This window comes from Fictibacillus tiangongensis (genome assembly GCF_048083785.1).
Lineage (GTDB): Bacteria > Bacillota > Bacilli > Bacillales > Fictibacillaceae > Fictibacillus.
Map to the genome: position 1 here is coordinate 2,685,810 of NZ_CP182294.1, position 24,523 is coordinate 2,710,332.

Below are 24,523 nucleotides of genomic sequence, written 5' to 3' on the forward strand. Positions count from 1 at the left end.
TAATAATTCTAAGAACAAAAAAGAAGCTCTCCTCAGCAAGGAGAACTCCCATACACTTTATTCAGCGATTGAAACATAGACAAAATAGGCAAGCATCACTACGAATGATCCATATAATACAGCATCTTGCATAAGAACCCCTCCTGGTTTTTTACCTATTCTATTCCCTGTTTGGTATATCTAAACACCAAGTTATCGTACTTGCTTGCCTAAATTTGCTTTTGCCTGCGAAATGAGTTCTTTTACCATTCTTCCGCCGATCTGCCCGCCTACTTTTCCGGCGTCTTTTGACGTGATCGTACCGTTATATCCTTTTTGTAAGTTCACACCCATGTCTCTTGCTACTTCATATTTCACATCATCTGGGGACTGATCTGATACGTTATAACCCGCTTCTCTCATTACTTTTGCTTTTAACCGATCGAGCCCTTCTCTAGCTTCGGGGACGATGGGTTGGCGCTTTCTTCTTGCCATATATAAAAACTCCTTTTTTTCTTTAGTTTGTCCGAATAAAAAAATAAAAAGACTGTAAATGTTACCAGTCTTCTTACGTAAGTATTTATCGTTCTGATTGCTGACGACTTCGGTAAAATTCATGAAACAGCTTCATGAGCGCTCGCTTTTCGATCCTTGAGACATAACTTCTAGATATCCCTAATTGTTTTGCGATCTCACGCTGCGTTTTTTCTTTTTTAAGATCGAGTCCGAACCGTCCGACGATCACTTCTTTTTCCCGGTCATCTAAGACATGAATGTAATCGTATATCTTTTTCTTTTGCATCTTTAATTGGATAGCATCAACGACATCTTCTGTTTCCGCTTTCAACACATCGATCAATGTGATCTCATTTCCTTCTTTGTCTGTTCCGATCGGGTCGTGAAGGGAAACATCTTTTTTTGTTTTCTTTAGAGCCCTTAGATGCATCAAGATCTCGTTCTCTATACACCGAGCTGCATACGTTGCAAGCTTCGTCCCCTTACCTCTCGAGTAACTCTCAATGGCTTTTATCAGTCCGATCGTGCCTATTGATATTAAGTCCTCCGTATCTTCGCCTGTGTTTTCAAATTTCTTTACAATATGTGCAACAAGTCTTAAGTTATGCTCGATCAACATAGCTCTTGCATGTTCGTTTCCTTCGGCCATCTCTTTTAAGTACTGCTTTTCTTCATTTTCAGACAGGGGCTGGGGAAAAGCATTGTTTTTTACGTATGATACGAAAAGCATAACTTCCTTAAAAAAGTAAGCCAACACACCTACTAATGACATGACAGCACCTCCAAGACGATTCTCTATTCCCTTATCTTTATGCTGTGCTGGGCTTGGGTGTGTCTGTACATCTTTAAAAACCAAGGAACCTTTTTATTTTTTCAAACGTACTAGAAATAAATGGTTCAAATACATAGTGATCCATACTATAATTGAGCATGGAATGAGGTGAAGATATGAATAAAACAAAAAAGCTTATTGCAGGTGTATCCTCTGCATCTGTTGCAGTCATGCTCTCTGGTTGCAACGACCAAGCACAAGATATCCCGCCAGAGCCAACTGATACGGAATGCCGAGATTGGGAATGGGATGAAGACGATGGGGTTTATGAATGTGATGATTCCGGTTCTCGCTATTTCGGTCACTATTTCTACGGTGGAAGTTATTTCAAAGGTAAGAGCAGCTTATTAAAAAGTTCTGCTTATAAATCCTATAAAAGCAGTTCAAGTTTCAAAGGCGGAGGATCTGGCTTTGGAGGAAGTAAAGGATTTGGTGGATAAAACATGAGGAGTTGTAAAGATGGAGAACTTATTTCTTAATTTTGCCCTTTATGCGGCTACAGGGCTTGGATTACTTTTTGTCGGCTTTATCATTTTCGAGTTAACTACCAAAACGAAAGAACTTCAATTAATCAGTAAAGGGAACTGTGCAGCAGCTCTATCACTTGGCGGACGGCTGTTTGGTCTTGCTTTTGTTATTGGATCATCAATCGCAAATTCATTGAGCATTGTTGATCTGCTGATTTGGGGATCAGTCGGTATTATTGCACAAATCGTAGCTTTATTCGTAGCTGAACACCTAGCGATCCGTTCGAGCATCTCAAAAGCGATCGATGCAGATAACAAAGCGGTTGGACTTCTCGTTATGTTTTTGAGTGTTTCCGTTGGTTGGGTTATCGCTCAGTGTCTTACATATTAAGAACAAAAGCATGTGGCATCCGCCACATGCTTAAATTTTATCTCCCACATACAGTACGTAAACAGCACGGTCTTCATCTATTTCAGCTGAATCGCGTAAATACTGTCCTTTTCCTGGTATATCCACTACGTCTTTTAATAAATACCGTATAACATCCCAATGGCTATTTAAGGCTTGGGTATGTAGTACTGGCATATCTCCTGAAGAATGATAAGACCGGAATTCTAAAAATATCCCTCTTCCTTTGTAACTCGTTTCCTCCGTAAATCTTCGAGCCTCTCCGACTTCTTTTACGATTAAGATTTCCTCGCTGCCTTTCATCTCATTCGATTGCAGCTCGTACTCTTTTCCTCCTGTTACAAAAAATTCACAGAGCTGCCGAGCATATTTTTCATCGTTATGCATGTTCTCAGGAATCTTATATGTTAAGAAAGCTTCATATTCGTTATCTTTTTCGATAAAATAAGTAAGTTCCATTATTTTCATCCTCTTTATAATTTGTTATGTTTATCATACCAGTTTACAGTTTGATATGTATGTTTTGGAGGTAAATAAACGCATGACCTATATAGATAAAAGACAAAAATTTTATAATCAGCTACCTGAATTTTGGGCCGATATGTATGGCCAAGAATATGCCTTATACGAACCTGCTGAAATTTCAGAAGACGCTGCAAGAGATGTGGAACTTCTAGGTGAAAGAGGTGGCCATATCTTGTTTAAAACGGCTTCCCTTCTGCAGTCTCAAAATATTGAAGATGAGATCTTCCAGCTTCTCGGTTTCCCTAAGGTTCTTAATTCGTTTCTCCGCTATCAAACGCCATTAGCTAAAACGGTCATCGGCAGGATTGATTCAATCGAAACACCCGAGGGACATAAGATCATGGAGTTTAACAGCGATACGCCCACGTTTATTTATGAATGTTTTAAAATAAACGAATTGATCTGTAAGCATCACGGATATCGCGATCCTAACGAAAACAAAGAGAAGCAATTAAAGAACGCAATACGTTCCTCCATCTTGAGTGCATATCGACACTTGGAAATGGAACACGCCCCGCATATCGTGTTTACTGCACATGAAGAGAATATTGAAGACAAGCAAACTGTTCTTTATCTTAAAGAACTCTCAGGATTTCCTTCTCAGTTTGTACCTTTGGAAGAATTGGTCATACGAAAAGGAGTCGGCTTATTCGATCAGAACGGAAAAAAAATCGATGTACTCTATAGACAGACTTTTCCCATCGAGCTTCTGATTCAAGATGTAGATAAAGTGACGAACGAGGATATAGGGTTACAGTTAACGCAGCTTGTGGTTCAAAACCAATTGGCCATCATCAACCCACCATCAGCCTTTTTATTACAGAGCAAAGCCATTTTAGCTGTCATTTGGGGATTACATGAGGAACGCTCTCCTTACTTTTCAAGTGAAGAACACGATTGGATCGAACGCTATTTCTTACCTACTTACCTTGAACCCGACACGTTTTTGAAAAACAAAGAAAAGTATGTGCAAAAGCCTGTTTTTGGCCGAGAAGGAGATACGGTTCGTATATTTGACGGTAACGGCTACCTGGTAGATCAAGACAAACATCATAGTTATGACAACTATGTTAGTGTTTATCAAAAACATGTATCACTTCCCAAAATGACATTTCAATCTCAAAAAGGCAGTCAAGAAGGTCACCGGATGACAGGAACATTTCTCATTAACGGAAAACCAAGCGCTTTTGGATACCGTATCGGAAATGCTATTACTGATAACCTATCCTATTTCTTGCCTTCTTATATAAAATGATAGCGCATGCCGAACCGGCACGCGCTTGTTTTTTTACAGCCATGAAGACAAATTATTATATGCTTTATCTTTAGCACGATCATAAAGTGTTTTTACTTCCCTATCACGAGCGTAAAGCTCATCAGGTCGACTGTTCCTCTTAAAAGAAAAGGTAATCGTTACAAAAAACAAATGTAGTGTAAACATATCTTTTTTAGCTCCTTCGTTTCAATCGTATTTTTTCCCTCAGGTTGAATCTTTCTCCGTTAATAGCCAAGTCAGCAGTGTAATTCCAATCATTATCATTTTCTTCTCCTCCTTTAAGTTGTATAAAAAAACACCGCAGAATAACTCCTGCGGTGTTAAAAAAGCACACAAAAAACCGCAGGCATTCGACCTGCGGTGTCTTTTAAATAAGGTTAAATAGACATACTGCGCTGATTGGCGGTCGAACGTAAAGGCTTATTCAGTTGGCAGATCGTTTTCATGAACATCATCATTGTGTTCAACCTCCTTTTTTAAATTTACTTTACTTAGAAAACCTTACACTATTTCCCAAGTTGTGTAAAGCGTTTTTTATCCTAGATAAGTATATGCTCGTAAAATGGAAAGTACACAAAAATAGTTAATGTTTTCTATAAATAGGCAATACCTTTACAAGATAATTATGTGTACACTTTCACAAACTTTTACTATAATTATGAGTGTAAAGGGGGAAACACAAATGATACATCCTAAGGTCATCTTTGCTTCGACTCGGCCTTTTTCATTAACAGCTTCTGTCATTCCCGTCATCTTCGGGACAATCCTTGCATTGCAGTGGACAAGCATACATTGGACTACTTTCTTTCTAACACTTATTGGTGCTGTTTTTCTTCAGTGCGGAACAAACTTAGTGAACGACTATTTCGATCATGTAAAAGGTGCGGACATTCCTGGTTCGTTGAGCCCATCAGGCGTTATCGACCGAAAAGAGATGACTCCACGCCAAGTATACATCACAGGTCTTATTTTCTTTAGTTTAAGTATTATCGTGGGACTTATTTTAACTGCACTTACCGGCCCTGTTGTTCTTTACTTCGGTATTCCGTCACTCCTTGTAGGCTACTTTTACACAGCTACTCGTTATGCACTTGCTTACAACGGACTAGGAGAGATCGCATCTGGAAGTACGCTAGGTATTCTCGCAGTTGTTGGTTCTTTCTACACACAAACTTTAACGTTAAACACAGAAATCTTTTTAGCCGCTATTCCTAACGCCCTTCTAGTTATGGCTATCTTACACGCTAACAACTTGCGTGACTTCGATACAGATAAACAGATCGGTAAAACAACAGTTGCTGGATTGATCGGAAGAAAAGCATCGCGACTAGAATACTATGTCTTAATGCTTGGTGCGTATGTAAGTTTATTAGCTCTTATATTCTTAAATATCTTACCACTATGGAGCCTTATAGCTGCGATTACTCTTCCTATCGCGTTAAAAGGATTAAAGATTGCGATATCCACGTGGGATGCAAAAGAATTAAACAAAGCACTTGGTTTAACAGCGCTACTTCATATGGCTTTTGGTATTCTACTTTGTGTAGGTACTTTAACGGGAATCCTATTATAAACGTGAAAAAGTCCACTTGTTAGAAGTGGACTTTTTCTTTTACCCTTTTCCAGCTTGAAAACCTGGATATAATGTCATTCCGCCATCAGCAATCAGCGTTAGACCGGTAACATAACTTGCTTGGTTCGAAGCCAGCCACACTGCGGTCGATGCAATCTCCTCTGGCTCTCCGATATAGCCCATAGGAATTAACTTTAAGACGCCTTCTTTTTGTTTTGGATCTGAAAACTTTTCTGCATTGATCGGTGTATTGATCGCACCAGGCGCAATGCCGTTGATTCTGATACGTTTAGGAGCATATTCAAGTGCGAGCGTTTGTGTCATCAGCTTAATTCCGCCTTTACTTGCTGCGTAATGTACAAAATGCGGCCACGGAATGATCTCATGTACACTCGACATGTTGATTATGGCTCCTTGAATATCATGCTTAAGGAAATAATCTATCGCTTCTCTGCAACCTAAAAATTGACCTGTTAAATTCGTAGATATGACTTTGTTCCAATCTTCCAATGTGAGCTCATGTGAAGGAACTTCATTTTCAATACCAGCATTGTTAATCATGATGTCTAGCGATCCAAATTCATCAATTGTTTTTTCAATTAGTTGTTTGACGTCACTTTCTTTTGTTACATCTCCTTGAACAGCAATTGCATCTCCACCGCTATTCTTTATTTCCTTTATCATTTCTTCTGTTTCTTTCACTTGTTTATCTGAATGAAAATTAATAACAACATTAGCATGTTCTTGTCCAAATCTTAATGCACAAGCCTTCCCGATACCCGTAGCGGCACCTGTGATAATAACTGTTTTCCCTTTTAAATCTGGATACATACTGTTCATCTCCTTATGATTTTGTAAATCCTAACATGACGCCACCTGCTATAATGAGAACACAGCCTGAGATTACCCAAATGATCTCTTTTTTGCTCCTTTTTTCTCCTAAAAGAAAGATTCCTCCAAGCGTTGAAATGATGATACCGGTCTGTGAGAGCGAGAAACTGGTCGCGATTCCGATAAGAGGCAATGACAGCAGTAATGTCAGATTACCCGTGCTCCAGATTAAACCAGTTATGATATTGCGATAAGAGTACTTATTAAAAGGCTTATGTTTAAATGATAAAACGAGCGCACCTATAAACATCCCTACTGCTTGCGGTAAAATCGCCTGCCATCCGTTTACTTCAAACCATCTGATGATAACAACATACGTAACATACCCAATCGTTGAAATTAGGAGGATGGTTAGTCCTTTTTTAAAGTTTTGTTTGTCTTTTTGATCGCCTTGCTCACTTCTTCTAGATGTTAATAAGGCCCCTGCTATAATTGCACAGATTGCAATAATCCCGATTATGATTTCCGTCATGGTTTTCCATTCATGAAAAACAATAACACCGAACAATGTTGTTCCGAACAACTGCATGCCTGTTGATAGAGGAACAATCTTAGAAACACCTAAATAATCTACACTAGCAAATTGATTTCGCTGTCCAACAACCCAAAAGATTCCTGACACGATACCGATCGCAAATACGGTTATATTCAGGTCCGGTTGAACGATAAAGAATGCAACAATCGAAAACAACAATGCTCCGAGTGTCATTCCAAAAGTTTGACTGTGAAAGTCTCCGCCAAGTTTTTCGCTTACTAATACGATACTTCCCCAGCAGACTGCTGTAATAAGTGCCCAGATGATACCCACTAACTCCACTTCTTTCTCCATATAGATTGTTAAAACTTAGTATGACCTTCTTCGGCCGTTCTGTATCCATACCCGATTGTTCTAGAGAAATAAACTATCAAATTTGAACTTATAAAAGTCTGAAAAATTAAGCATTTTAAGTAATGTCACCTGTGTAGTTTTGCAGAAACGCTTTCATTTAAATTAAGTTTGAAAACATAAAAATACCGCCCCTACTATCGGGACGGTACGTGAAATTATCTATATGGTTATTCACTTAATTCTTGTAATTGCGTTTTGCACTTTCTAACGACATTATACATTAGTGCAGTGAATCCCAAACATGTTGTAGAAGCAATACCTAATGTGATGGATTGAATAAAGTTTTTGTCTTCAACAGGAAGTACTAGTCCTAAATAAAAGAACGTGCTAACAGCCAATAAAATAAAACCGAAGCGCTGGTAGTCAGCGATTTTCTTTTGAATGAATTCAGCATTGTTTTTCATAGCGGTGTCTACCTCCTACTCCTAATCTCTATATAAAGGATAACATAGGTAAGATAGCAACCTACCAAGCAGATTTTGACAAAAGCGTGAAGTAATTTTGTCTAAATTGTGATCATAAATTGCTTTTTTCAATTTAATTTTCGAAGAGGCTTTTTCCTGGTTTATGCTCTGTCATATCTGGAGTAGACTTACTGAGTCGCATAAACAAAAAGAACAAGTGCCTGCTAAAGCACTTGTTCTCCTCTTTTTTTAACTTAAAGCATTTTTTAAATCATCGATCAGATCGTCAGCATCTTCAATACCAACTGAGATACGAACCAATCCATCAGTGATTCCTAATTCCGCTCTTCGTTCTGCGGGAATAGATGCATGAGTCATACGAGCTGGAACGGAGATTAAACTCTCTACCGCTCCTAGGCTTTCTGCGAGTGTGAAGTATTTTACTTTTTTAAGAAGGGCATCAGCATTCGCTTGTGAACCAACATCAAACGATACCATACCACCGAAGCCGCCAGATTGTTTTTTAGCGATATCATGCTGAGGATGATCTTCTAATCCTGGGTAATAAATTTTCTTTACCGCTGAATGAGATTTTAAAAATTCAACGATTTTTTTCGTATTGTTTTCGTGAGCTTCCATACGCAAACCTAGTGTTTTGATCCCGCGGATGAGCAACCATGAATCTTGCGGCCCTAGAACGCCGCCTGTTGAGTTTTGGACGAAATGCAGATCTTCTCCTAGCTTTTCGTCGTTTACCACGACTAAGCCTGCTACAACGTCACTATGGCCGCCGATATATTTTGTTGCAGAGTGAAGAACAATATCTGCGCCTAATTCGATCGGGTTCTGCCAGTATGGTGTATTAAACGTATTATCCACCATGAACAGTAAGTTTTTCTCTTTTGCCCAAGCAGCTACAGCTTCGATGTCTGTAACCTTTAATAGAGGATTCGTAGGTGTTTCCACATAGACCGCTTTCGTGTTTGGCTTTAAGGCCGCTTCGATCTGTTCGATGTCTGTTGTATCTACAAACGTCGAATCGATACCAAGACGGTTTAAGACCTTCGTCATCACCCGGTACGTACCTCCATATACATCGTCTGTAAGAATAACATGATCACCAGAATCAAATAACATCATAACAGCTGTGATAGCAGCCATGCCTGAACCAAACGCAAAACCGCGTTTGCCACCTTCTAGATCTTTGATCAGTTCTTCTAACGCATGTCTTGTTGGGTTCCCTGTACGTGAATATTCAAATCCACTATGCACTCCCACGTCTTCTTGCTTATAAGTACTTACTTGATAGATTGGAAAAGACACAGCTCCTGTTGTCTTATCAGAAGGAATGCCTCCGTGGATCAGTTTTGTTTTGCGTTTCATTATCAGATGCCTCCTTCATAGATTTTCTTGCTTAAATATCGCTCTGAGCTGTCAGCAAAAATAGTCACAATGTTTTGCCCGGGTTGTGCACTTTGAGCTTCAATCAGTGCTGCGTGCAACGCTGCTCCTGAAGAACTTCCAACAAGAAGCCCTTCTTTTTTTGCTAGTTCAGCAACTCTTTGGAATGCATCAACATCCATTACCGTATGGATGCTGTTGAAATAAGATGAATCCATATATGCTGGAAGAAATTCCATGCCGATTCCTTCTGTCTTATGAGGTCCGGATACTCCACCATTAAGAATAGAGCCTTCAGGTTCAACAATAACCGTCTTCACGTTTTCGTTCTTTTCTTTTAAATAGCGAGCTGTACCCATGAACGTACCACCTGTACCCGCCCCGGCTACAAAAACATCCACATGACCATCTAGCGCATCCCAGATTTCTGGACCTAATGTTTTGTAGTACGTGTTTGGGTTATCCGGATTAGAAAATTGAGAAGGAGAAAAAGAATTCGGAATCTCATTCAGCAATTCGTTCGTTCTTTTGATCGCTCCTTTTATTCCATCGGCAGTAGGGGTATGAACGATGGTCGCACCCAATGCTTTCATAAGCTCTTGCTTTTCAATACTAAACTTTTCTGGAATAACAAAGATTACGTTTATCCCTTTATTGATCGCAGCAAGAGCAAGACCGATTCCTGTATTTCCTGCTGTAGGCTCGATGATCGTTCCACCTTGCACAAGATCACCTTTAGCTAGGGCTGCATCTAGCAGTTCCAAACCTAGACGATCTTTTACACTTCCTCCAGGATTCATAAATTCGAGTTTGGCAAATAAACGAACACCTTCTGGAAGTGAAAACTGAGTGATCTCCATAAGAGGTGTATTACCGATCATCTCATGCACGTTTTTAAAGTATTTCATAAATATCGTCCTCTATTCTCCGAAAACAATATGCCACTCGTCTTTTTTAGCAAGCATCTTGCGCGCGATCTCTTTTGCACCTTCAAGACTGTGGTTAGCAGCCCATCCACATTGAACTTCATTACATGCAGGCACTTCAGTCGCTTCTAAAACATCGTTCAACGTCTTCTCAAGAACTTCTAAAATCTCATCATAGTTATCGTGGTTGATCACAGAAAGATAAAACCCAGTCTGACAGCCCATAGGACTTATATCAACTACAGTAGAATGATGATTACGAATATTTTCTGCCATCAGATGTTCGATAGAATGAAGTCCTTCCATCGGCATATGATCTTTGTTCGGCTGACAAAAACGGATGTCATACTTGTGGATGATATCTCCGTTGGCACCTGTCGTTGTACCTGCTAAACGGATATAAGGCGCTACTACTTTCGTATGGTCAAGGTTAAAGCTTTCAACGTTCATTTTTTTTGTCATAATGATTTCAGCTCCTCTACGATTTTTTGTACTAGTTCTGCTGAGTTCTTAGATGCAGTTTGTAAGAATTGATCATAAGACACACGTGCATCTTTACCTGCAATATCTGATAAAGAGCGGATGATCACAAAAGGAACTTTAAATTGATAACACGTTTGAGCGATAGCTGCAGCTTCCATCTCAGCTGCATATAGAGCCGGAAACTTGCCTCTGATATCTTCTACCCTAGCATGATCACTCATAAACGAATCGCCTGAAGCGATCAAACCTTTTGCTACTTGTATGTTTTCTACTCGCGCTCCAGCTCTTTCTGCTGCATTCACAAGTTTTTCGTCAGGCAGATAGTTTGGCGGCATCTGTGGCACTTGACCGTGTTCATAACCAAAGATCGTTGCATCTACATCATGATGGCGTACATCTGTTGAGATGACTACATCCCCGACGTTCAGGTCTGAATGAAATCCACCAGCAGATCCCGTGTTCAAAATAACGTCTGGTCCATAAAGTTGGATCAACAACGTAGTTCCAATCGCTGCGTTTACTTTTCCGATTCCTGATTTTAATAGCACGACTTCCTGACCGTTAAGTAACCCTTTATAGAATTCGCAACCTGCAAGCTTCTTTTCTTCTAGATTTTCTAATTGCTCTCTTAAAAGAACAACTTCTTCTTCCATTGCACCAATAATTCCAATTCTTTTCATGAGTGATTCTCCAATGTCTATTTTTTTACCGCTTCCATCAGCCAGACATATTCATTTAGTTTTTTAAACGAGACTTCAAAATCATGTTTTTTAAATAGTTCTTCTAGTACGCCAAGTGTTGTATAATACTCGGTCTGAAGGTCTTTTAACAGATTAAGGAAGCCTTGAGATCTTACTTTTTCATGACGCTCTTTTTTATCATCCTCGTGAAGATAAGCGGTATCTGCAAACACAATTTTACCATTCTTTTTAAGCAGCTGGCTATACTGTCCGATCGCTAGATCTTTTTCTTCGTCGGTCAGGTGGTGGAACGCATAAGTACTTACTATTGTATCAATCTCTTGATCGAACTTTGGAAAAGATAAAAAATCACCATCATGAAGAGTTAGATCCGGATGACGGTCGGATGCTTTTTCTCGCATCCCTTTTGATGGCTCAATACCAATGACTTGCTTTCCACTGCGAAGAAGTTTCTCGCTTAAATTGCCTGTTCCAACGCCGAATTCCAAAACAACACTTCCTGAACGTTGAACAACCGTTTCTAAAATTTCATCATATTTATGAAAAACTTCCTTATATTCCTGGTCATTACCTGACACCGTCTCATCATAAGAGGATGACCACTCATCAAACAGATCAATAAATTCTCGTCCCATTTTTCACACTCACCTTTAATTTATATAATTCCTATCAATATACTATGAATTAAAATCTTACAGGTTCCAAATTATCATAATTTCTAAAAATTTTCAAATGAAAAATCTTTTTCTATTGGCAAAAATTACGAATACATGCCCCTTCACGAATGAAGTTTGGTGAAGGCAAGCTGCTAAAAATACACCATCCTATAAAAATGGAGTAACATCACATAAAAAAGAGCAGGCATCACATAAAAATTTCGGGTTATCACATAAAAAAAGCCATTCATCATATAAAAATAAACTTCAACTCATAACCTGTACACCCCAAAAAGACACTGCCACCTACAGTGACAGGACCTTCTCATTTCGATCCCACATTCTCTTTATATTTCCAGGAAGCAGCTCTCTTTCGTCGACCGAAAGCTGACCGCTGTAAAAAAGTTCGCTATATTTGTGCAGTACACCAAGTAATGAGGCGCCACTTCTATTTTTCAAACTGCCCGCCCTTATGCTCCTTGCTCTTGCTCCTGCGTCTACAAGTCAATGCTAGCGCAGTAAGCTTCCTCTTCGCATGCCTTGCGAGATGTATTTCAGGTGGTTGGCACGCACCTTCCACTCCAATCAATTGTCAAAGGTGACAAGGAGTTCAAAGCAGCAATCTTTTTGAAAAGAGCGTTAAACAAAAAAAACAACCTGCAATAATTAACAGGTTGCTTTTCTTCGTTTTATTGAACAGGTGTTACGCTTGTAGGCTGCCATCCTTTTTCCGGCACCCACTGAAGCATAACATCATATTTTTTACCGTCGGCTTTCGATTGTACAGTACCTTTTGAAAGATCAGGACCTCCACCGTTACCCAACCAAAAAATGGTCATCTGGTCTTGTGGAATGCTGGTCGCATAGGAAAGGGCTTGGACCATCTCGTTCCAATCTTGTGAACCATCATCATACGTCTTAGTATGAGGTTCTGTTTGTGAAGTTCCGATTGGTTGCCATGGACCCTCCGGACCGCCGCCTTCAGGCGTTTCTGATTCTGCTTTTTCTTCTTCTGTTGTTTCTTCATCAGCATTGTCTTGATCTTCAGCTGACTCTTCTTTATCTTGAGACTCAGAATCCTCATTATCAGGTTTTGACTTTGAATCATCCGTTTCCATCTCAATTGAACTGTTATTGGATTCGTTGTTTTCATTTTGTTCAGAATTAGATTTGTTCGTTGAAGCTGTTTCGTTATCATCGCCTGAGAAAAGATTGAATGCAACAACAACAATCAGCAAAACAACTAACCCGATTGCTATGTTTAAAAAACGATTTTGTTTTCGTTTTTCTAGTCTTGATTCATAACGCTGGTTTCGTTTCATAATATCCTCCTCAGTAAAATACTTTTTTTATTTTACCACGAGGAAGTGGTATAGGAACACTATTTCCTATTACTCTTTTTGAGATTATATTCTTCACCGATCTTTTTCTTCCATGATTTCTGTGGCGATATCCCGAAATACAGGGATTGTCCGATTGATGGTATCGTGTTTTAAATCTACGATTACTAGTGCATAACGTGGTTTTTCGGCAGGAAAGTATCCTGCAAACCATTTATTATAAAAGCGGTGATTCTCTCCTTTTTGTGCTGTTCCTGATTTTCCTGCAACTTGAAAAGGCAACGACTGTAATGCGTGTCCAGTACCTTTTTCGTTCTTTACGACATTCAGAAGCAGGGATTGAAGTCTCATGATCGTATATGGAGAAAGCTTTTCCCCTTCTTTCTTATGAGCTGCAAACTCAATCAGTTCGGTACCATTAGCAAAATTCACGCTTTTAGCTGACTTCACCTCATAACTGACCCCACCTCTAGCGATCGTCGCCATCATGTTAGCGACAGCTAGTGGGGTAACTTTCACATCCAGCTGGCCGATCGCAGTTTGAGAAGTCGCTAATGAACTTTTGTAATTGGATTCTTTCTTTTTTGAGTTGTAGACCTGACCCGATTCTTCTTTATAAAAGTGGGAGAACGCTTCTAGATGATAGACTTCTCCTTGCCAGCCATTGTGCGTTAGCAGCCCTAACTTTTCAGCATACGTTTCCATAAAATCCGGATCTTTTTTTTGTAATTCATTAGCTAGATCTCCGAATGTTCTGTTGCAGCTTTGTGTAAAGCTGTTCTCTACATTTAACATCCCTAACTGTCTCTCATCTTTTTCACCATATATGTTTAGGTTACAATCATACGTCTTATCGTTTTGTATCCTATTTTCTTCAATAGCAGCTGCTGCTGTCACAATTTTAAATACAGAACCAGGAATTTGTTGAGACGTCATATGGTCAACATGTTTATAGATCGTTTCACTCGAGAACAAAGGTCTGCTTGACATCGCCAACAGCTCGTTTGATTCTATATCTATCAGAACAGCTCCACCTTCTATGACACCTTGGGCATCGAGTGTTCTCTCCACGGTTTCCTGCATCGTCTTATCAAGCGTCGTCTTTACGTGAAGAGGATATAGGGGATTCGATTGTGAACGGAACTTAACATCAAGTCCAAACAGCGGATGTCCTTGACGGTCAACATGATAGATATATTCTGTTTCCCCTTCCGATATTAAGAAGGGATCAAACGTATACTGCATGCCATTCTTCCCTGTTTTTGTACTGATCGTAACCGTGCCTTTTTTTAGTTTATCTTCATACTTTCTTTTGATCAGATTCGGATCTTGTCCGACTGCCCCAAGAATATGATTTGCAAATGGCGTAGGGTTTCGTTTTGTGACAAGCTGAGCGTAGAGCCCAGGAATCTCCAGTTTATTAATCTCATTCATCTGCTCGATACTTATTTCTTTTGAAAGAGAGAGGGCAGATGGTTTCTTTAGTTCACTGATACTTTTTGTTAAGTTTCTGCTTGATGTATCGAGTATGCTAGCTATCGAATCCATCGGCCATCTATGGGAATAAAGATTCGGAAAAACGATCACTTGAGCTCTTACATCTGTTGAGAGCAGTTCACCATTTCGATCAAGAAAATACCCTCTTCCATCGTTGATCATGAAACGATGTGTACGCTGATCCACACTTTCTTGAATGAGGTTTACTTTATTTTTGGAAAAGGAAGTAGTAGAGATCAGCTGTATATCCGCTAGCCGATACGTGAGAAAAAGGATAACAAACAAAAATAAAAGTGCTGCGACCATCGTTCTTTTCTTTGATATCATAGGCTCACCCCCTTAACCCCTATTCTCACCCACTACTTTTGTTTCTAAACGATTGCAAAAAAAGAAGACTTGCAGATGAATGCAAGTCTTCTAATACGTAATACGCTTATTTTACTTCTAGGATGACAACGCTGATTTCTCCACCAGGCGTTTGAACAGAAACTTTATCTCCAGGCTTTTTACCTAAAAGGCTTTTAGCCATTGGAGAATCGTTAGAAATCTTCCCTTCGAACGGATCTGCTTCTGCACTACCTACGATGATGTATGTTTCTTCGTCACCATCTGGAAGCTCTTTAAACTTAACTGTTTTCCCGATGGAAACGTTATCAGATTGGTCTTTATTATCTTCAATAATAACCGAATCACGAATCATTTTTTCTAGTTGAACGATACGAGCTTCTACGAATGCCTGCTCGTCCTTTGCTGCATCATACTCAGAGTTCTCAGAGAGATCTCCAAAACTGCGAGCTACTTTGATTCGTTCAACAACTTCTTTTCTACGCTCTGTTTTCAAAAACTCTAGTTCGTTCTCTAGCTTCTGTTTACCTTCTAAGGTCATATAGTGTTTTTTCTCGTCTGCCATTGTTTTTTCACTCCTTAAATAATCAGTACCCTTGTTACGTTATATGATAATTCGGCTAGGGTATGTATAAAAAAATGGGTCAATAGTTGATTGCCAAATGGCTTATTGCTGAAATTTGTCACTGTATACCGAAAAAATGAGGATGATATTCCTCATTTTTTCAATAATGCTTTGTCTTCCAAAATCGTCTTGATTTTTGTTACCATTAAGTCGATCGCAACAAGATTCTGGCCGCCTTCTGGAATGATAATATCCGCATATCGTTTCGTTGGCTCTATGAATTGATTGTGCATCGGCCGAACCACTGAAGTATATTGATCGATTACAGATTCGAGTGTTCTCCCTCGATCTCGAATATCTCGTAACATTCTTCTAATAATACGTACATCTGCATCCGTATCTACAAACAGCTTAATGTCCATCAAGTCACGCAGTCGTTCGTCTTCAAGGATCAAAATACCTTCCAGTATAATGACATCTTTAGCATCAACTGGGATAATTTTATCACTTCTTGTATGTGCTGTATAGTCGTACACTGGTTTTTCGATGGAATCGTATTTTAGAAGTGAAGAAATGTGTTGAATTAACAAGTCATTATCAAAAGCAAGAGGGTGATCATAATTCGTGTCCAATCTTTCTTCCATTGATTTTTCTGATTGATCTCTATAATATGCATCTTGCTCTATGATTAAGATGGATTGGTTAGCAAACTGTCTGTAAATTTCTTTTGCTACCGTCGTTTTACCAGATCCAGATCCACCTGCAACCCCAATTACAATTGGTTTTTGTGCCATTTTGATTACTCCTCCAAACTGCATGTCCCATTAAGAATTTCTAATACTCACCATCATTCCGTCGCCAACCGGCAAGATTGAAGACTGATAGTCAGGATGCTGCATCATGTATTCGTTAAAACTTCTAATTTTTTTTACGAGAGAACGAAGTCTTCTACTCTCTAAGCCGCTTTCATCAGCGACATACCCTCTAAAGAGAATATTATCTGTTACGATGATGCCATCAGGTGACAGCATGGAGGAATAATGATCAAAAAAGTTTTGATATTGTCCTTTTGCTGCATCTATAAAAATAAAATCATATGGGGCATACTGTTCTACTTGGCTCTGCAATTCATTTGCATCTCCAAACAACAAATTAATTCTGCTCTCTAGATGAAACGATCTAACATTATCTTTTGCTATATTGTACCGTTCTTCATCTCTTTCAATACTAATAATTTCAGCATTCTCACATGCAAGAGCCATTCGAATGGCGGAATATCCAATCGCTGTTCCTACTTCTAATATACGTTTCGGTTTCTTCAATCTAACATAGGACAATAGTGTCTCCATACCTGTTAGATCCATGATCGGCACATTATGCTCTTTCGCGTATTGCTCCATTTTTAGTACTTGTTCAGAGCGCGTTGGAATAATTTTTTCGATATATTGGTTCAACTCTTTTGAGACCAAAGTAACACGCCTCCTTCACACTAACCGGTATATTGTAACATAATCTTTATTTGAAGGCGAGAGTCCTATTTTTAACTATAAGATAACTGAGTTATTTGCTGTTAAAATGCAGTAAAAGATGCAAGTTTTGCAGCAATAAAAAAAGAGAATACATACTAGTATCCTCAGAAACATGCTTAATTATTGTCTTTTTCCTGCCAAACTTTCCATTCATCTCTGTATTTTTTATATACAGCATTATGTTCGCTCAAGGTTTTCGTGTAGATGACCTCACCGTTTGGTCTCGCATAAAAGAAAAGCTCGTCCATCTTCACGGGTTGGAGTGCAGCTTCAATCGCTTTTTCACCTGGTGAAGTGATCGGTCCGATCGGTATGCCTTTATAAAGGTACGTATTGTACTTTGAATCATATTTTAGATGTTCGTATAAAACTTGAACATCGAAATTCTTTCGAGCATATTTCACCGTTGGATCAGAATCAAGTTTCATATCTTTACTTAAGCGATTATAAAAAACACCAGCAATTTTTTTGCGATCCTCTTCACGCTGAGACTCTTCTTCTATAAGGGATGATAGGGTAATAATCTGAAAGAGTGAATAACCGCTATTCTTGATGTCTTTCTCATGTTTTGTTAGGACAACAGAAGATTGTTCGACCATCTTGTCTATCACATTTGATAATTCAGGTTTCTTGACATCGAAATCATATGTGGCAGGAAACAAAAATCCTTCTAGCGGATAGTACAGTCCAGCTTTCATTATATCATCAGGTAAGATCGGATACTTATCTTTAAGCTGTTGCAAATAAGCTTTATCGGCCATTTTGTTGATGATATCCGCTTCACTATAACCCGTTTTCTGACTGATTAATTTTGCGATCTGCGGGACATTGTAACCTTCTGGAATCGTTAACGTTAAAGCTGGTTTCTTGAACATCTTTCCGTCTTTAAGTGCTGAAATGATCTCTGTAAGATTCATGGAAGGAGTTAGTTCGTAAATACCGGCTTGAAAGTTCCCTTCACCTTTAACTCGAGTATAGAGTCTGAAGAAATCACCGCTGTTGATCAATCCATTATTCTCGAGCTCTTGTCCTATTTTTGAAGAGGAAGAACCAATTGGAATTTCCACCGTAATTTTTTCATTGTTAGCTGAATCGATCGGTCCTATGTTCTTATTGTAATAAAAATAAGCACCTATAGCTGCAGCAATGAATAACGCAAGAAATAGAAATAAGATAGATAGAACAATGGTTTTAGTACGTTTTTTACTTTTATTTTCATTTATGTAATTCCCAGATGACTGGAGATGTAACATGGTATTTCCCCCTTCCCACCTGTTTAATTATACGTTTACTAGCAGAAATTGTCGAGATTGGCCGTAAAATGGAATAAAAAAAGAAGTTGGCTAGAAAACCAACTTCTTTTTGTTTCATACTTATTCTGTTTCGTATTCGTCATCTTGAAATGTGTTTAACATTTCTTCGATCATGTCCCATTCCTCATCAGACTCTAGTGGGAATAGAGCAAGATCGTCTTCTTCTCCATTTTCTTCATAACGGAAAGGGAAAACTTCTACTTCATCTGTATCATCATCTTCTGAATCTGCTACAGGTATAGTTACCATGTATGATTTTCCTGTTTGATCTACATCAAATTTGAATAAAACTTCAAATAGATTTTCGTCACCATTCTCGTCTGGAATAACGATGCGTTCGCGTTCTTCTTTTGCCATTATGGCTCACCTCTACTTTTCTTATTGTTGGCTGTCCAAATAACCTTGCAGAATGATCGAAGCTGCTAGCTTATCGATCACCTGTTTTCGTTTCTTTCGGCTCACGTCAGCTGAAATCAAAGTTCTTTCAGCTGCCATGGTGGTCAGCCTCTCATCCCATAGGATAACCGAAAGACCTGTCAGACTTGCAATATCTTTAGCAAAGTTTTGACAGGCTTCTCCGCTGGGACCGATCGTACCATTCATGTTCTTTGGAAGACCTACTACGATCTTACTGATGTCATGTAATTGAATCAGCTCTTGGATCCTTGCATAGTCTTCTTCAGGCTTATTAGGACGGCGTCGTATCGTTTCGACTCCTTGTGCTGTCCATCCCAGTGCATCTGAGACGGCAACACCGATCGTCTTCGTTCCAACATCCAGTCCGAGTGTTTTTGTCAAATTAACGACTTCCTTCTTTTTGAGTGGATAGGTATGATTTTACAAGCTCTTCAATAAGCTCATCTCGCTCCAGTTTTCTAATCATGCTTCTCGCATCATTGTGACGAGGAATATAAGCCGGATCCCCTGAGAGCAAATAACCTACAATCTGATTGATGGGGTTGTATCCTTTATCCTGCAGGGCGTCGTAAACAGAAAACAGGACAGTTTCTACATTCGTCTTATAAGCATCTTCTTCGTTGAAGTTAAACTTCATCGTTTTGTCCATTGAACTCACTGGCGAACACCTCTTTCTGAAGATCTCCCTTAAGGGACAAATTAGTTCTTGTCTCTATTGTACATGAAAGATGAAAGCTTAGGAAACGGTTTTGATCATTTCAACTGCAGATTCTATTCCTTCTTGCAGCTTTTGGGGATCTTTACCTCCAGCTTGAGCCATATCAGGACGGCCACCACCGCCTCCGCCGCAACGGACAGCCACTTCTTTTACTAGGTTACCCGCATGATAGCCTTTTGTCACTAAATCTTTTGTTACTCCCGCTACGATATTTACTTTTCCGCCGTTTTCTGCACCAAGAATAACCACTCCGCTTTGAAGTTTATTCTTTAGATCATCTACGATTGAACGCAAGCCGTTCATATCCACGCCGCTCAGTTCCTTAGCGATGACAGAAACACCGTTAATCGTTTGAACTTCATCAACAAGGCTGCCTGCTTCCATGTTTCCAATCTTAGCCGCAAGAGATTCTTTCTCTTTTTGCAACTCACGTATTTGCTCGTTTAACGCATCGATACGCTGCGGGACATCCTTAAGATTGGTTTTCAACTTAGCAGCTGTGTCTTTTAAAAGCTGTACCTGTCCGTTCATCAATCGGTACGCATTCTCACCTGTTACAGCTTCGATCCTGCGTGTTCCTGCACCGATTCCGGATTCTGAAACGATCTTAAACAAGCCGATCTCTGAAGTGTTATTCACGTGACATCCACCGCAAAGCTCTAGACTATAGTCTCCTACTTTTACAACGCGTACGGTTTCACCATACTTCTCACCGAACAGAGCCATTGCTCCCATCGCTTTTGCTTCATTAATGTTTTTAACCATCTTTTCGACAGGAATGTTACCCCAAACTTTTTCGTTAACGATTTCTTCGATCTTCTCAAGTTCTTCTGTAGAAATACTACCGAAGTGTGTGAAGTCAAAACGCAAACGACCTTCTTGTACGAGAGATCCTGCCTGATTTACGTGCGTTCCAAGCACATCTTTTAATGCCTGATGAAGAAGGTGAGTAGCCGTATGGTTCTTTACAACTTTCGCACGAATTTCAGGGTCAACCTCGACGGAAACATCAATATTTTTTTCAAGAACGCCTTTCTCAACAACAACGGTATGAAGATTTTGTCCGTTAGGTGCTTTTTGAACATCTTTTACTGAAAGTAAAAGCTCTTTCCCTGCTATTTTTCCTTGGTCAGCGATCTGACCACCGCTCTCAGCGTAGAATGGTGTTACATCTAAGATAACTTGTGCTTCTTCTCCTGATGCGACCATCTCCACGCGTTCACCGTTTTGTAGCACTTCTAAAATTTTTGCTTCTCCTGCTAAGTTATCATAACCAGTGAACTCACTTTTTACGGTAATATCAGAAAGAACCCCACCTTGCACTTGCATGCTGTCCACTTCTTGTCTTGCCGCACGTGCACGTTCACGCTGTGCCTTCATCTCGTTTTCAAAGCCTTCTAGATCTACGTCCATTCCATTTTCAGCTGCATACTCTTGTGTAAGCTCGAATGGGAAACCAAACGTATCATAAAGCTTGAATGCGTCTTTTCCAGAGATGACGTTTCTTCCTTCTTCTTTTTCTCTAGCCATAACATCTTCTAAGATTGCAAGACCTTCGTTGATCGTTTCATGGAAACGCTCTTCTTCTGTCTTGATGACTTTTTGGATGAACGGAACTCTTTCTTTTACTTCTGGATAGAAGTCAACCATGATGTCTGCAACTGTTGGTACTAGTTCATACATGAAAGGCTTGTTGATATTGATCTTTTTCGCAAAACGAATCGCTCTTCTGATCAAACGTCGAAGGATATATCCTCTTCCCTCATTAGATGGTAGAGCACTATCACCGATCGCGAAACTTACCGTACGAATGTGATCAGCGATTACTTTAAAAGCAGTGTCTGTTTCCGTACTTAAGCCATAAGTAGTGTCAGAAAGCTTTTCTGTTTCTTTGATGATCGGCATGAATAGATCGGTTTCAAAGTTAGTCTTCGTATCTTGAATCACACAAACCATTCTCTCAAGTCCCATACCTGTATCGATATTCTTCTTAGGAAGTGGCGTATATGTTCCGTCTGGATTATGGTTGAATTGTGAGAAAACCAGGTTCCAGACCTCAAGGTATCTATCGTTCTCTCCACCTGGATATAGCTCTGGATCAGACAGATCGCTGCCAAAAGATTCACCGCGGTCATAGAAGATCTCAGTGTTTGGCCCACTCGGTCCCTCACCGATATCCCAGAAGTTTCCTTCCAAACGAATGATACGCTCTTCTGGTAACCCTACTTGCTTTGTCCAAATATCAAAAGCTTCATCATCTTCTGGATGGATCGTCACTGAAAGTTTCTCAGGATCAAAGCCGATCCATTTTTCACTCGTTAAGAACTCCCATGCCCAAAGAATAGCTTCCACTTTAAAGTAATCGCCGATTGAAAAATTTCCTAACATCTCAAAGAACGTATGATGTCGTGTTGTAATCCCGACATTTTCAATATCGTTCGTACGGATCGATTTTTGTGCATTCGTGATACGAGGGTTTTCAGGTATCACTCGTCCATCAAAATATTTTTTCAGTGTAGCCACTCCACTATTGATCCATAAAAGTGTAGGATCTTCATGTGGAACTAGGGATGCACTAGGTTCTACACCATGACCTTTTTCTTGGAAAAAATCAAGAAACATCTGTCTTACTTGAGCTGAAGTCAAATTTCTCATCGTTTTCATTCTCCTTTTTTTAGATAAATATAAAGACTGATTTCGTAAACTTGGTTGTTTTATTAGTAGTTGATTTCTTTTCAATAGCAAAGAAAATGTTTCTTTGAAATTCCTTTTGTCTTCCTTGCAAGTTGATTGGAGCGCAAGGTGCGAGACTCCTAAGGGCGCAAAGCGGCAGTCTGAAAAGTGGAAGTGACTCGTTCAGCCCCGACAAGCAAAAGGGAAATGGGCGAGGACGGCGCACTTTGCCTTCTTGACCGTTTACTTTTTGACCTCGAGGGACTAGTCACTGCAACTAGACAGGAGGCTCACCGTTCGTCCCATGGAAAGCGAGCAACCTGGAGTGGAAATCAACTACTTTCGAACGAAAAAAGCCAATAAAAAAACTCCCATCCCTATAAAAAATACAGGGACGAGAGTTTGAATTCACGCGGTACCACCCTGGTTATACGCTTTAAAAATAAGCATATCACCTTGATTAAAGCCTTAACGCGGCATAACGGCAGATTTTCCTTCTGCACTCCAGAGTAGCTTTCTGTCTCTCTTCTTCCTAAAACATCTTTCAGCCGATGGATGTTTCTCTCTTTTGGAAGGACTGAAACGTACTTTTCTCTTTCAGCGATTTTTGATCTTCTAGCGTTAGTATACGTTTATTTATTCTTACTTGTCAATCGGATGATGATTGAAGTCGATGTTCCCTGATGTGTATGATAATGACCTTGATCACACTAAAAATCGGAACAGCTAAAATCATTCCTGGTACACCAGCCAATTCTCCCCCAAGTAGTAATGAAAAAATGATAAACACAGGATGGATATGAAGATTCTTGCCGACGATAAACGGACCAAGAATGTTACCCTCAATAAACTGCAGAACAAGCATGATACCAACTGTGATCCACACCATCTTCCAAGAGATCGTAAGTGCGATCAATACGACTGGTATCGCTCCTAAGATCGGCCCAAAGTAAGGGATAATATCTGTTATCGCTATCACCAGTCCTAAAAGTATGGGGTATGGCATACCAACGATCCATAGAGCAATCATGGCCGCAGCTCCAAGTATAGCACCTACAAACAACTGTCCTCTAATATATCCACCAAGGGATTGATCGATATCTATTATTAAGTGCTTTCCTTCATAACGGTATTTTCTTGGTGTTAGGTACCACAGTGCTTTTTTCAGTTTTTCAAAATCGTTTAGAAAATAAAACACTAAAAAAGGGACAACGATGATAACGAAGAAATAGTCCACGATCTTTCTTAGTGAAAAGATGGCATTAGTCAACACATCCTGTGCGTTGCTTTCCATTTTTACAATATAATTTTCGATTTTAGAATGTACCGAATACGGCAGTGCAGATGTACCTTTGTCCACTTTGGACAATAGATCTTTATAATCCTCTGCAAGAACCGGCACATTCACTAACAACTGCTTCATCTGGACGACGAAATAAGGAAACCCTTTTACTGCCGCAATCCCTAGACCACCAAAGAAAAGGATGTATATGCTTAAGATCGCAACAAAGCGAGGTAATCCTTTTTCATGGACGTATTCCACGACGGGATGGAGTAGATATGTAATTAGAGCGGCAAGAAAAAAAGGCAGAATGACCCCTTTGATCGCACTCCATAATGGCTCGTAAAGAGGGTAGAGTTTCATTAACAGAAACAAACATAAAAACAATAATAAAGAAAGGGCAAGCCTATAAACCCACTTCATTCGAATGTCTTTTGTCATTCTTTCACCCTTTTCTTAAAAAACCCCGTCTTTTTTGAGACGGGGTATGCTATCTTTAATAAATGGCTTTTGCGACTTTTTTACGGATCTTCTTAACACGTCGTGATGTCCACAGATCACCTATATCCGAAAGATTATAGTTCATCTTAGACATTCTTGACATCCTCTTATTTCTCATCGCATATGTTGCCGCTCCAATACCAAGTGCGAAAAGAGAACTCATCGTCCTGCTCATGCTAGATCACCTCGACATCAGAGATTTGTTTTCTTTTATGATGTGCTTTCTCTATAAGTCAGATCTTGATCTTCAAATAAATCATCGAGTGATGTTAGAGAGCCATCTTCTTCCACTTGATGAAGGGACAGTCTTCCTTTAACAATGGATAGCTCTATAAAACAGTTCCAGCAATAATACTGGTTCACCCCGATTTTACCGATATCTTTTCTACTGCAGTTCGGACATTCCACTTGCTCT

General features: G+C 39.5%; 28 protein-coding genes and 1 other annotated feature. Of the genes, 4 read left to right on the forward strand and 24 right to left on the reverse strand.

The genetic code is table 11. The features are described 5' to 3' along the window. Positions 1 to 192: 192 nt before the first annotated feature. Both ACNJYY_RS14480 and sigK read right to left on the reverse strand, forming a co-directional pair. Positions 193 to 474 carry an alpha/beta-type small acid-soluble spore protein gene (locus tag ACNJYY_RS14480; RefSeq protein WP_144698918.1) on the reverse strand — a complete coding sequence of 94 codons (282 nt, stop codon included), beginning with the start codon at positions 472 to 474 and terminating at the stop codon, positions 193 to 195. An 85-nt stretch (positions 475 to 559) separates the two neighbouring features. Continuing rightward, positions 560 to 1,267, reverse strand: a complete 708-nt coding sequence (sigK, locus tag ACNJYY_RS14485; protein ID WP_416729041.1) for an RNA polymerase sporulation sigma factor SigK — start codon at positions 1,265 to 1,267, stop codon at positions 560 to 562. 176 nt (positions 1,268 to 1,443) lie between these two features. Here sigK and ACNJYY_RS14490 point away from each other — a divergent pair, with 176 nt between their 5' ends. Beyond that, entirely contained in the window at positions 1,444 to 1,767 is a 324-nt protein-coding gene (locus ACNJYY_RS14490) for an aminotransferase yhxA (RefSeq protein WP_416729042.1), read from the forward strand. 19 nt (positions 1,768 to 1,786) lie between these two features. Beyond that, positions 1,787 to 2,185: a DUF350 domain-containing protein gene (locus ACNJYY_RS14495; protein WP_144698915.1), complete on the forward strand. Its 399-nt coding sequence runs from the start codon at positions 1,787 to 1,789 to the stop codon at positions 2,183 to 2,185. A gap of 30 nt (positions 2,186 to 2,215) precedes the next feature. Here ACNJYY_RS14495 and ACNJYY_RS14500 read toward each other — a convergent pair whose 3' ends face one another. Continuing rightward, positions 2,216 to 2,662, reverse strand: coding sequence for an RNA helicase (locus ACNJYY_RS14500; RefSeq protein ID WP_416729043.1), 447 nt, complete (start codon positions 2,660 to 2,662; stop codon positions 2,216 to 2,218). 82 nt (positions 2,663 to 2,744) lie between these two features. Between ACNJYY_RS14500 and ACNJYY_RS14505 the strand changes: the two genes are divergently transcribed. Next, entirely contained in the window at positions 2,745 to 3,983 is a 1,239-nt protein-coding gene (locus ACNJYY_RS14505) for a glutathionylspermidine synthase family protein (RefSeq protein ID WP_416729044.1), read from the forward strand. Between the two features lie 703 nt (positions 3,984 to 4,686). Next, the gene (gene menA / locus ACNJYY_RS14510; protein ID WP_416729045.1) at positions 4,687 to 5,577 is read left to right on the forward strand and encodes a 1,4-dihydroxy-2-naphthoate octaprenyltransferase; all 891 of its coding nucleotides are present in this window, start codon (positions 4,687 to 4,689) and stop codon (positions 5,575 to 5,577) included. A 39-nt stretch (positions 5,578 to 5,616) separates the two neighbouring features. Here menA and ACNJYY_RS14515 read toward each other — a convergent pair whose 3' ends face one another. The 21 genes from ACNJYY_RS14515 to ACNJYY_RS14615 form a co-directional block, all read right to left on the reverse strand. After that, complete coding sequence (locus ACNJYY_RS14515) at positions 5,617 to 6,408, reverse strand: glucose-1-dehydrogenase (RefSeq protein WP_416729046.1); 792 nt, start codon at positions 6,406 to 6,408, stop codon at positions 5,617 to 5,619. A gap of 13 nt (positions 6,409 to 6,421) precedes the next feature. After that, on the reverse strand, positions 6,422 to 7,276 hold the full coding sequence (locus ACNJYY_RS14520; RefSeq protein WP_416729047.1) for a GRP family sugar transporter: 855 nt from the start codon (positions 7,274 to 7,276) through the stop codon (positions 6,422 to 6,424). Positions 7,277 to 7,524: 248 nt separating this feature from the next. After that, positions 7,525 to 7,761, reverse strand: a complete 237-nt coding sequence (locus tag ACNJYY_RS14525) for a YrhC family protein (protein ID WP_416729048.1) — start codon at positions 7,759 to 7,761, stop codon at positions 7,525 to 7,527. Positions 7,762 to 8,010: 249 nt separating this feature from the next. Next, a complete protein-coding gene (locus ACNJYY_RS14530; protein WP_416729049.1) occupies positions 8,011 to 9,144 on the reverse strand; it encodes a bifunctional cystathionine gamma-lyase/homocysteine desulfhydrase in 1,134 nt (377 codons plus the stop codon). Between the two features lie 2 nt (positions 9,145 to 9,146). Then, positions 9,147 to 10,070 carry a PLP-dependent cysteine synthase family protein gene (locus ACNJYY_RS14535; RefSeq protein WP_416729050.1) on the reverse strand — a complete coding sequence of 308 codons (924 nt, stop codon included), beginning with the start codon at positions 10,068 to 10,070 and terminating at the stop codon, positions 9,147 to 9,149. 12 nt (positions 10,071 to 10,082) lie between these two features. Further along, a complete protein-coding gene (locus ACNJYY_RS14540) occupies positions 10,083 to 10,550 on the reverse strand; it encodes an S-ribosylhomocysteine lyase (RefSeq protein ID WP_066396416.1) in 468 nt (155 codons plus the stop codon). Then, the gene (gene mtnN, locus ACNJYY_RS14545) at positions 10,547 to 11,251 is read right to left on the reverse strand and encodes a 5'-methylthioadenosine/S-adenosylhomocysteine nucleosidase (protein WP_416729051.1); all 705 of its coding nucleotides are present in this window, start codon (positions 11,249 to 11,251) and stop codon (positions 10,547 to 10,549) included. Before mtnN ends, ACNJYY_RS14540 begins: the two co-directional genes overlap by 4 nt. Positions 11,252 to 11,268: 17 nt before the next feature. Then, entirely contained in the window at positions 11,269 to 11,907 is a 639-nt protein-coding gene (locus ACNJYY_RS14550) for a class I SAM-dependent methyltransferase (protein WP_416729052.1), read from the reverse strand. A 710-nt stretch (positions 11,908 to 12,617) separates the two neighbouring features. Beyond that, positions 12,618 to 13,250, reverse strand: coding sequence for a YrrS family protein (locus ACNJYY_RS14555; protein ID WP_416729053.1), 633 nt, complete (start codon positions 13,248 to 13,250; stop codon positions 12,618 to 12,620). 93 nt (positions 13,251 to 13,343) lie between these two features. Next, positions 13,344 to 15,092, reverse strand: coding sequence for a peptidoglycan D,D-transpeptidase FtsI family protein (locus tag ACNJYY_RS14560; RefSeq protein WP_416729054.1), 1,749 nt, complete (start codon positions 15,090 to 15,092; stop codon positions 13,344 to 13,346). Positions 15,093 to 15,198: 106 nt separating this feature from the next. Next, on the reverse strand, positions 15,199 to 15,675 hold the full coding sequence (gene greA / locus ACNJYY_RS14565) for a transcription elongation factor GreA (protein ID WP_066396425.1): 477 nt from the start codon (positions 15,673 to 15,675) through the stop codon (positions 15,199 to 15,201). Positions 15,676 to 15,827: 152 nt separating this feature from the next. Further along, the gene (gene udk, locus ACNJYY_RS14570; RefSeq protein ID WP_416729055.1) at positions 15,828 to 16,469 is read right to left on the reverse strand and encodes a uridine kinase; all 642 of its coding nucleotides are present in this window, start codon (positions 16,467 to 16,469) and stop codon (positions 15,828 to 15,830) included. A 30-nt stretch (positions 16,470 to 16,499) separates the two neighbouring features. Next, positions 16,500 to 17,144, reverse strand: coding sequence for an O-methyltransferase (locus tag ACNJYY_RS14575; protein ID WP_416729056.1), 645 nt, complete (start codon positions 17,142 to 17,144; stop codon positions 16,500 to 16,502). Between the two features lie 176 nt (positions 17,145 to 17,320). Continuing rightward, on the reverse strand, positions 17,321 to 18,457 hold the full coding sequence (mltG, locus tag ACNJYY_RS14580; RefSeq protein WP_416729057.1) for an endolytic transglycosylase MltG: 1,137 nt from the start codon (positions 18,455 to 18,457) through the stop codon (positions 17,321 to 17,323). A gap of 120 nt (positions 18,458 to 18,577) precedes the next feature. Next, on the reverse strand, positions 18,578 to 18,874 hold the full coding sequence (locus tag ACNJYY_RS14585) for a DUF1292 domain-containing protein (RefSeq protein ID WP_137788788.1): 297 nt from the start codon (positions 18,872 to 18,874) through the stop codon (positions 18,578 to 18,580). A 21-nt stretch (positions 18,875 to 18,895) separates the two neighbouring features. Then, positions 18,896 to 19,315 carry a Holliday junction resolvase RuvX gene (ruvX, locus tag ACNJYY_RS14590; protein WP_416729058.1) on the reverse strand — a complete coding sequence of 140 codons (420 nt, stop codon included), beginning with the start codon at positions 19,313 to 19,315 and terminating at the stop codon, positions 18,896 to 18,898. Between the two features lies 1 nt (position 19,316). Further along, positions 19,317 to 19,592 carry an IreB family regulatory phosphoprotein gene (locus ACNJYY_RS14595; RefSeq protein WP_144698881.1) on the reverse strand — a complete coding sequence of 92 codons (276 nt, stop codon included), beginning with the start codon at positions 19,590 to 19,592 and terminating at the stop codon, positions 19,317 to 19,319. A 78-nt stretch (positions 19,593 to 19,670) separates the two neighbouring features. After that, complete coding sequence (gene alaS / locus ACNJYY_RS14600; protein WP_416729059.1) at positions 19,671 to 22,307, reverse strand: alanine--tRNA ligase; 2,637 nt, start codon at positions 22,305 to 22,307, stop codon at positions 19,671 to 19,673. 405 nt (positions 22,308 to 22,712) lie between these two features. Continuing rightward, positions 22,713 to 22,935, reverse strand: a binding site (T-box leader). A 39-nt stretch (positions 22,936 to 22,974) separates the two neighbouring features. After that, positions 22,975 to 24,048 carry an AI-2E family transporter gene (locus ACNJYY_RS14605; protein WP_416729060.1) on the reverse strand — a complete coding sequence of 358 codons (1,074 nt, stop codon included), beginning with the start codon at positions 24,046 to 24,048 and terminating at the stop codon, positions 22,975 to 22,977. Positions 24,049 to 24,103: 55 nt separating this feature from the next. Then, positions 24,104 to 24,283 carry a DUF3918 domain-containing protein gene (locus ACNJYY_RS14610; protein WP_144698875.1) on the reverse strand — a complete coding sequence of 60 codons (180 nt, stop codon included), beginning with the start codon at positions 24,281 to 24,283 and terminating at the stop codon, positions 24,104 to 24,106. Between the two features lie 35 nt (positions 24,284 to 24,318). Next, the gene (locus ACNJYY_RS14615) at positions 24,319 to 24,516 is read right to left on the reverse strand and encodes a hypothetical protein (protein WP_066240196.1); all 198 of its coding nucleotides are present in this window, start codon (positions 24,514 to 24,516) and stop codon (positions 24,319 to 24,321) included. Positions 24,517 to 24,523: the final 7 nt, after the last annotated feature.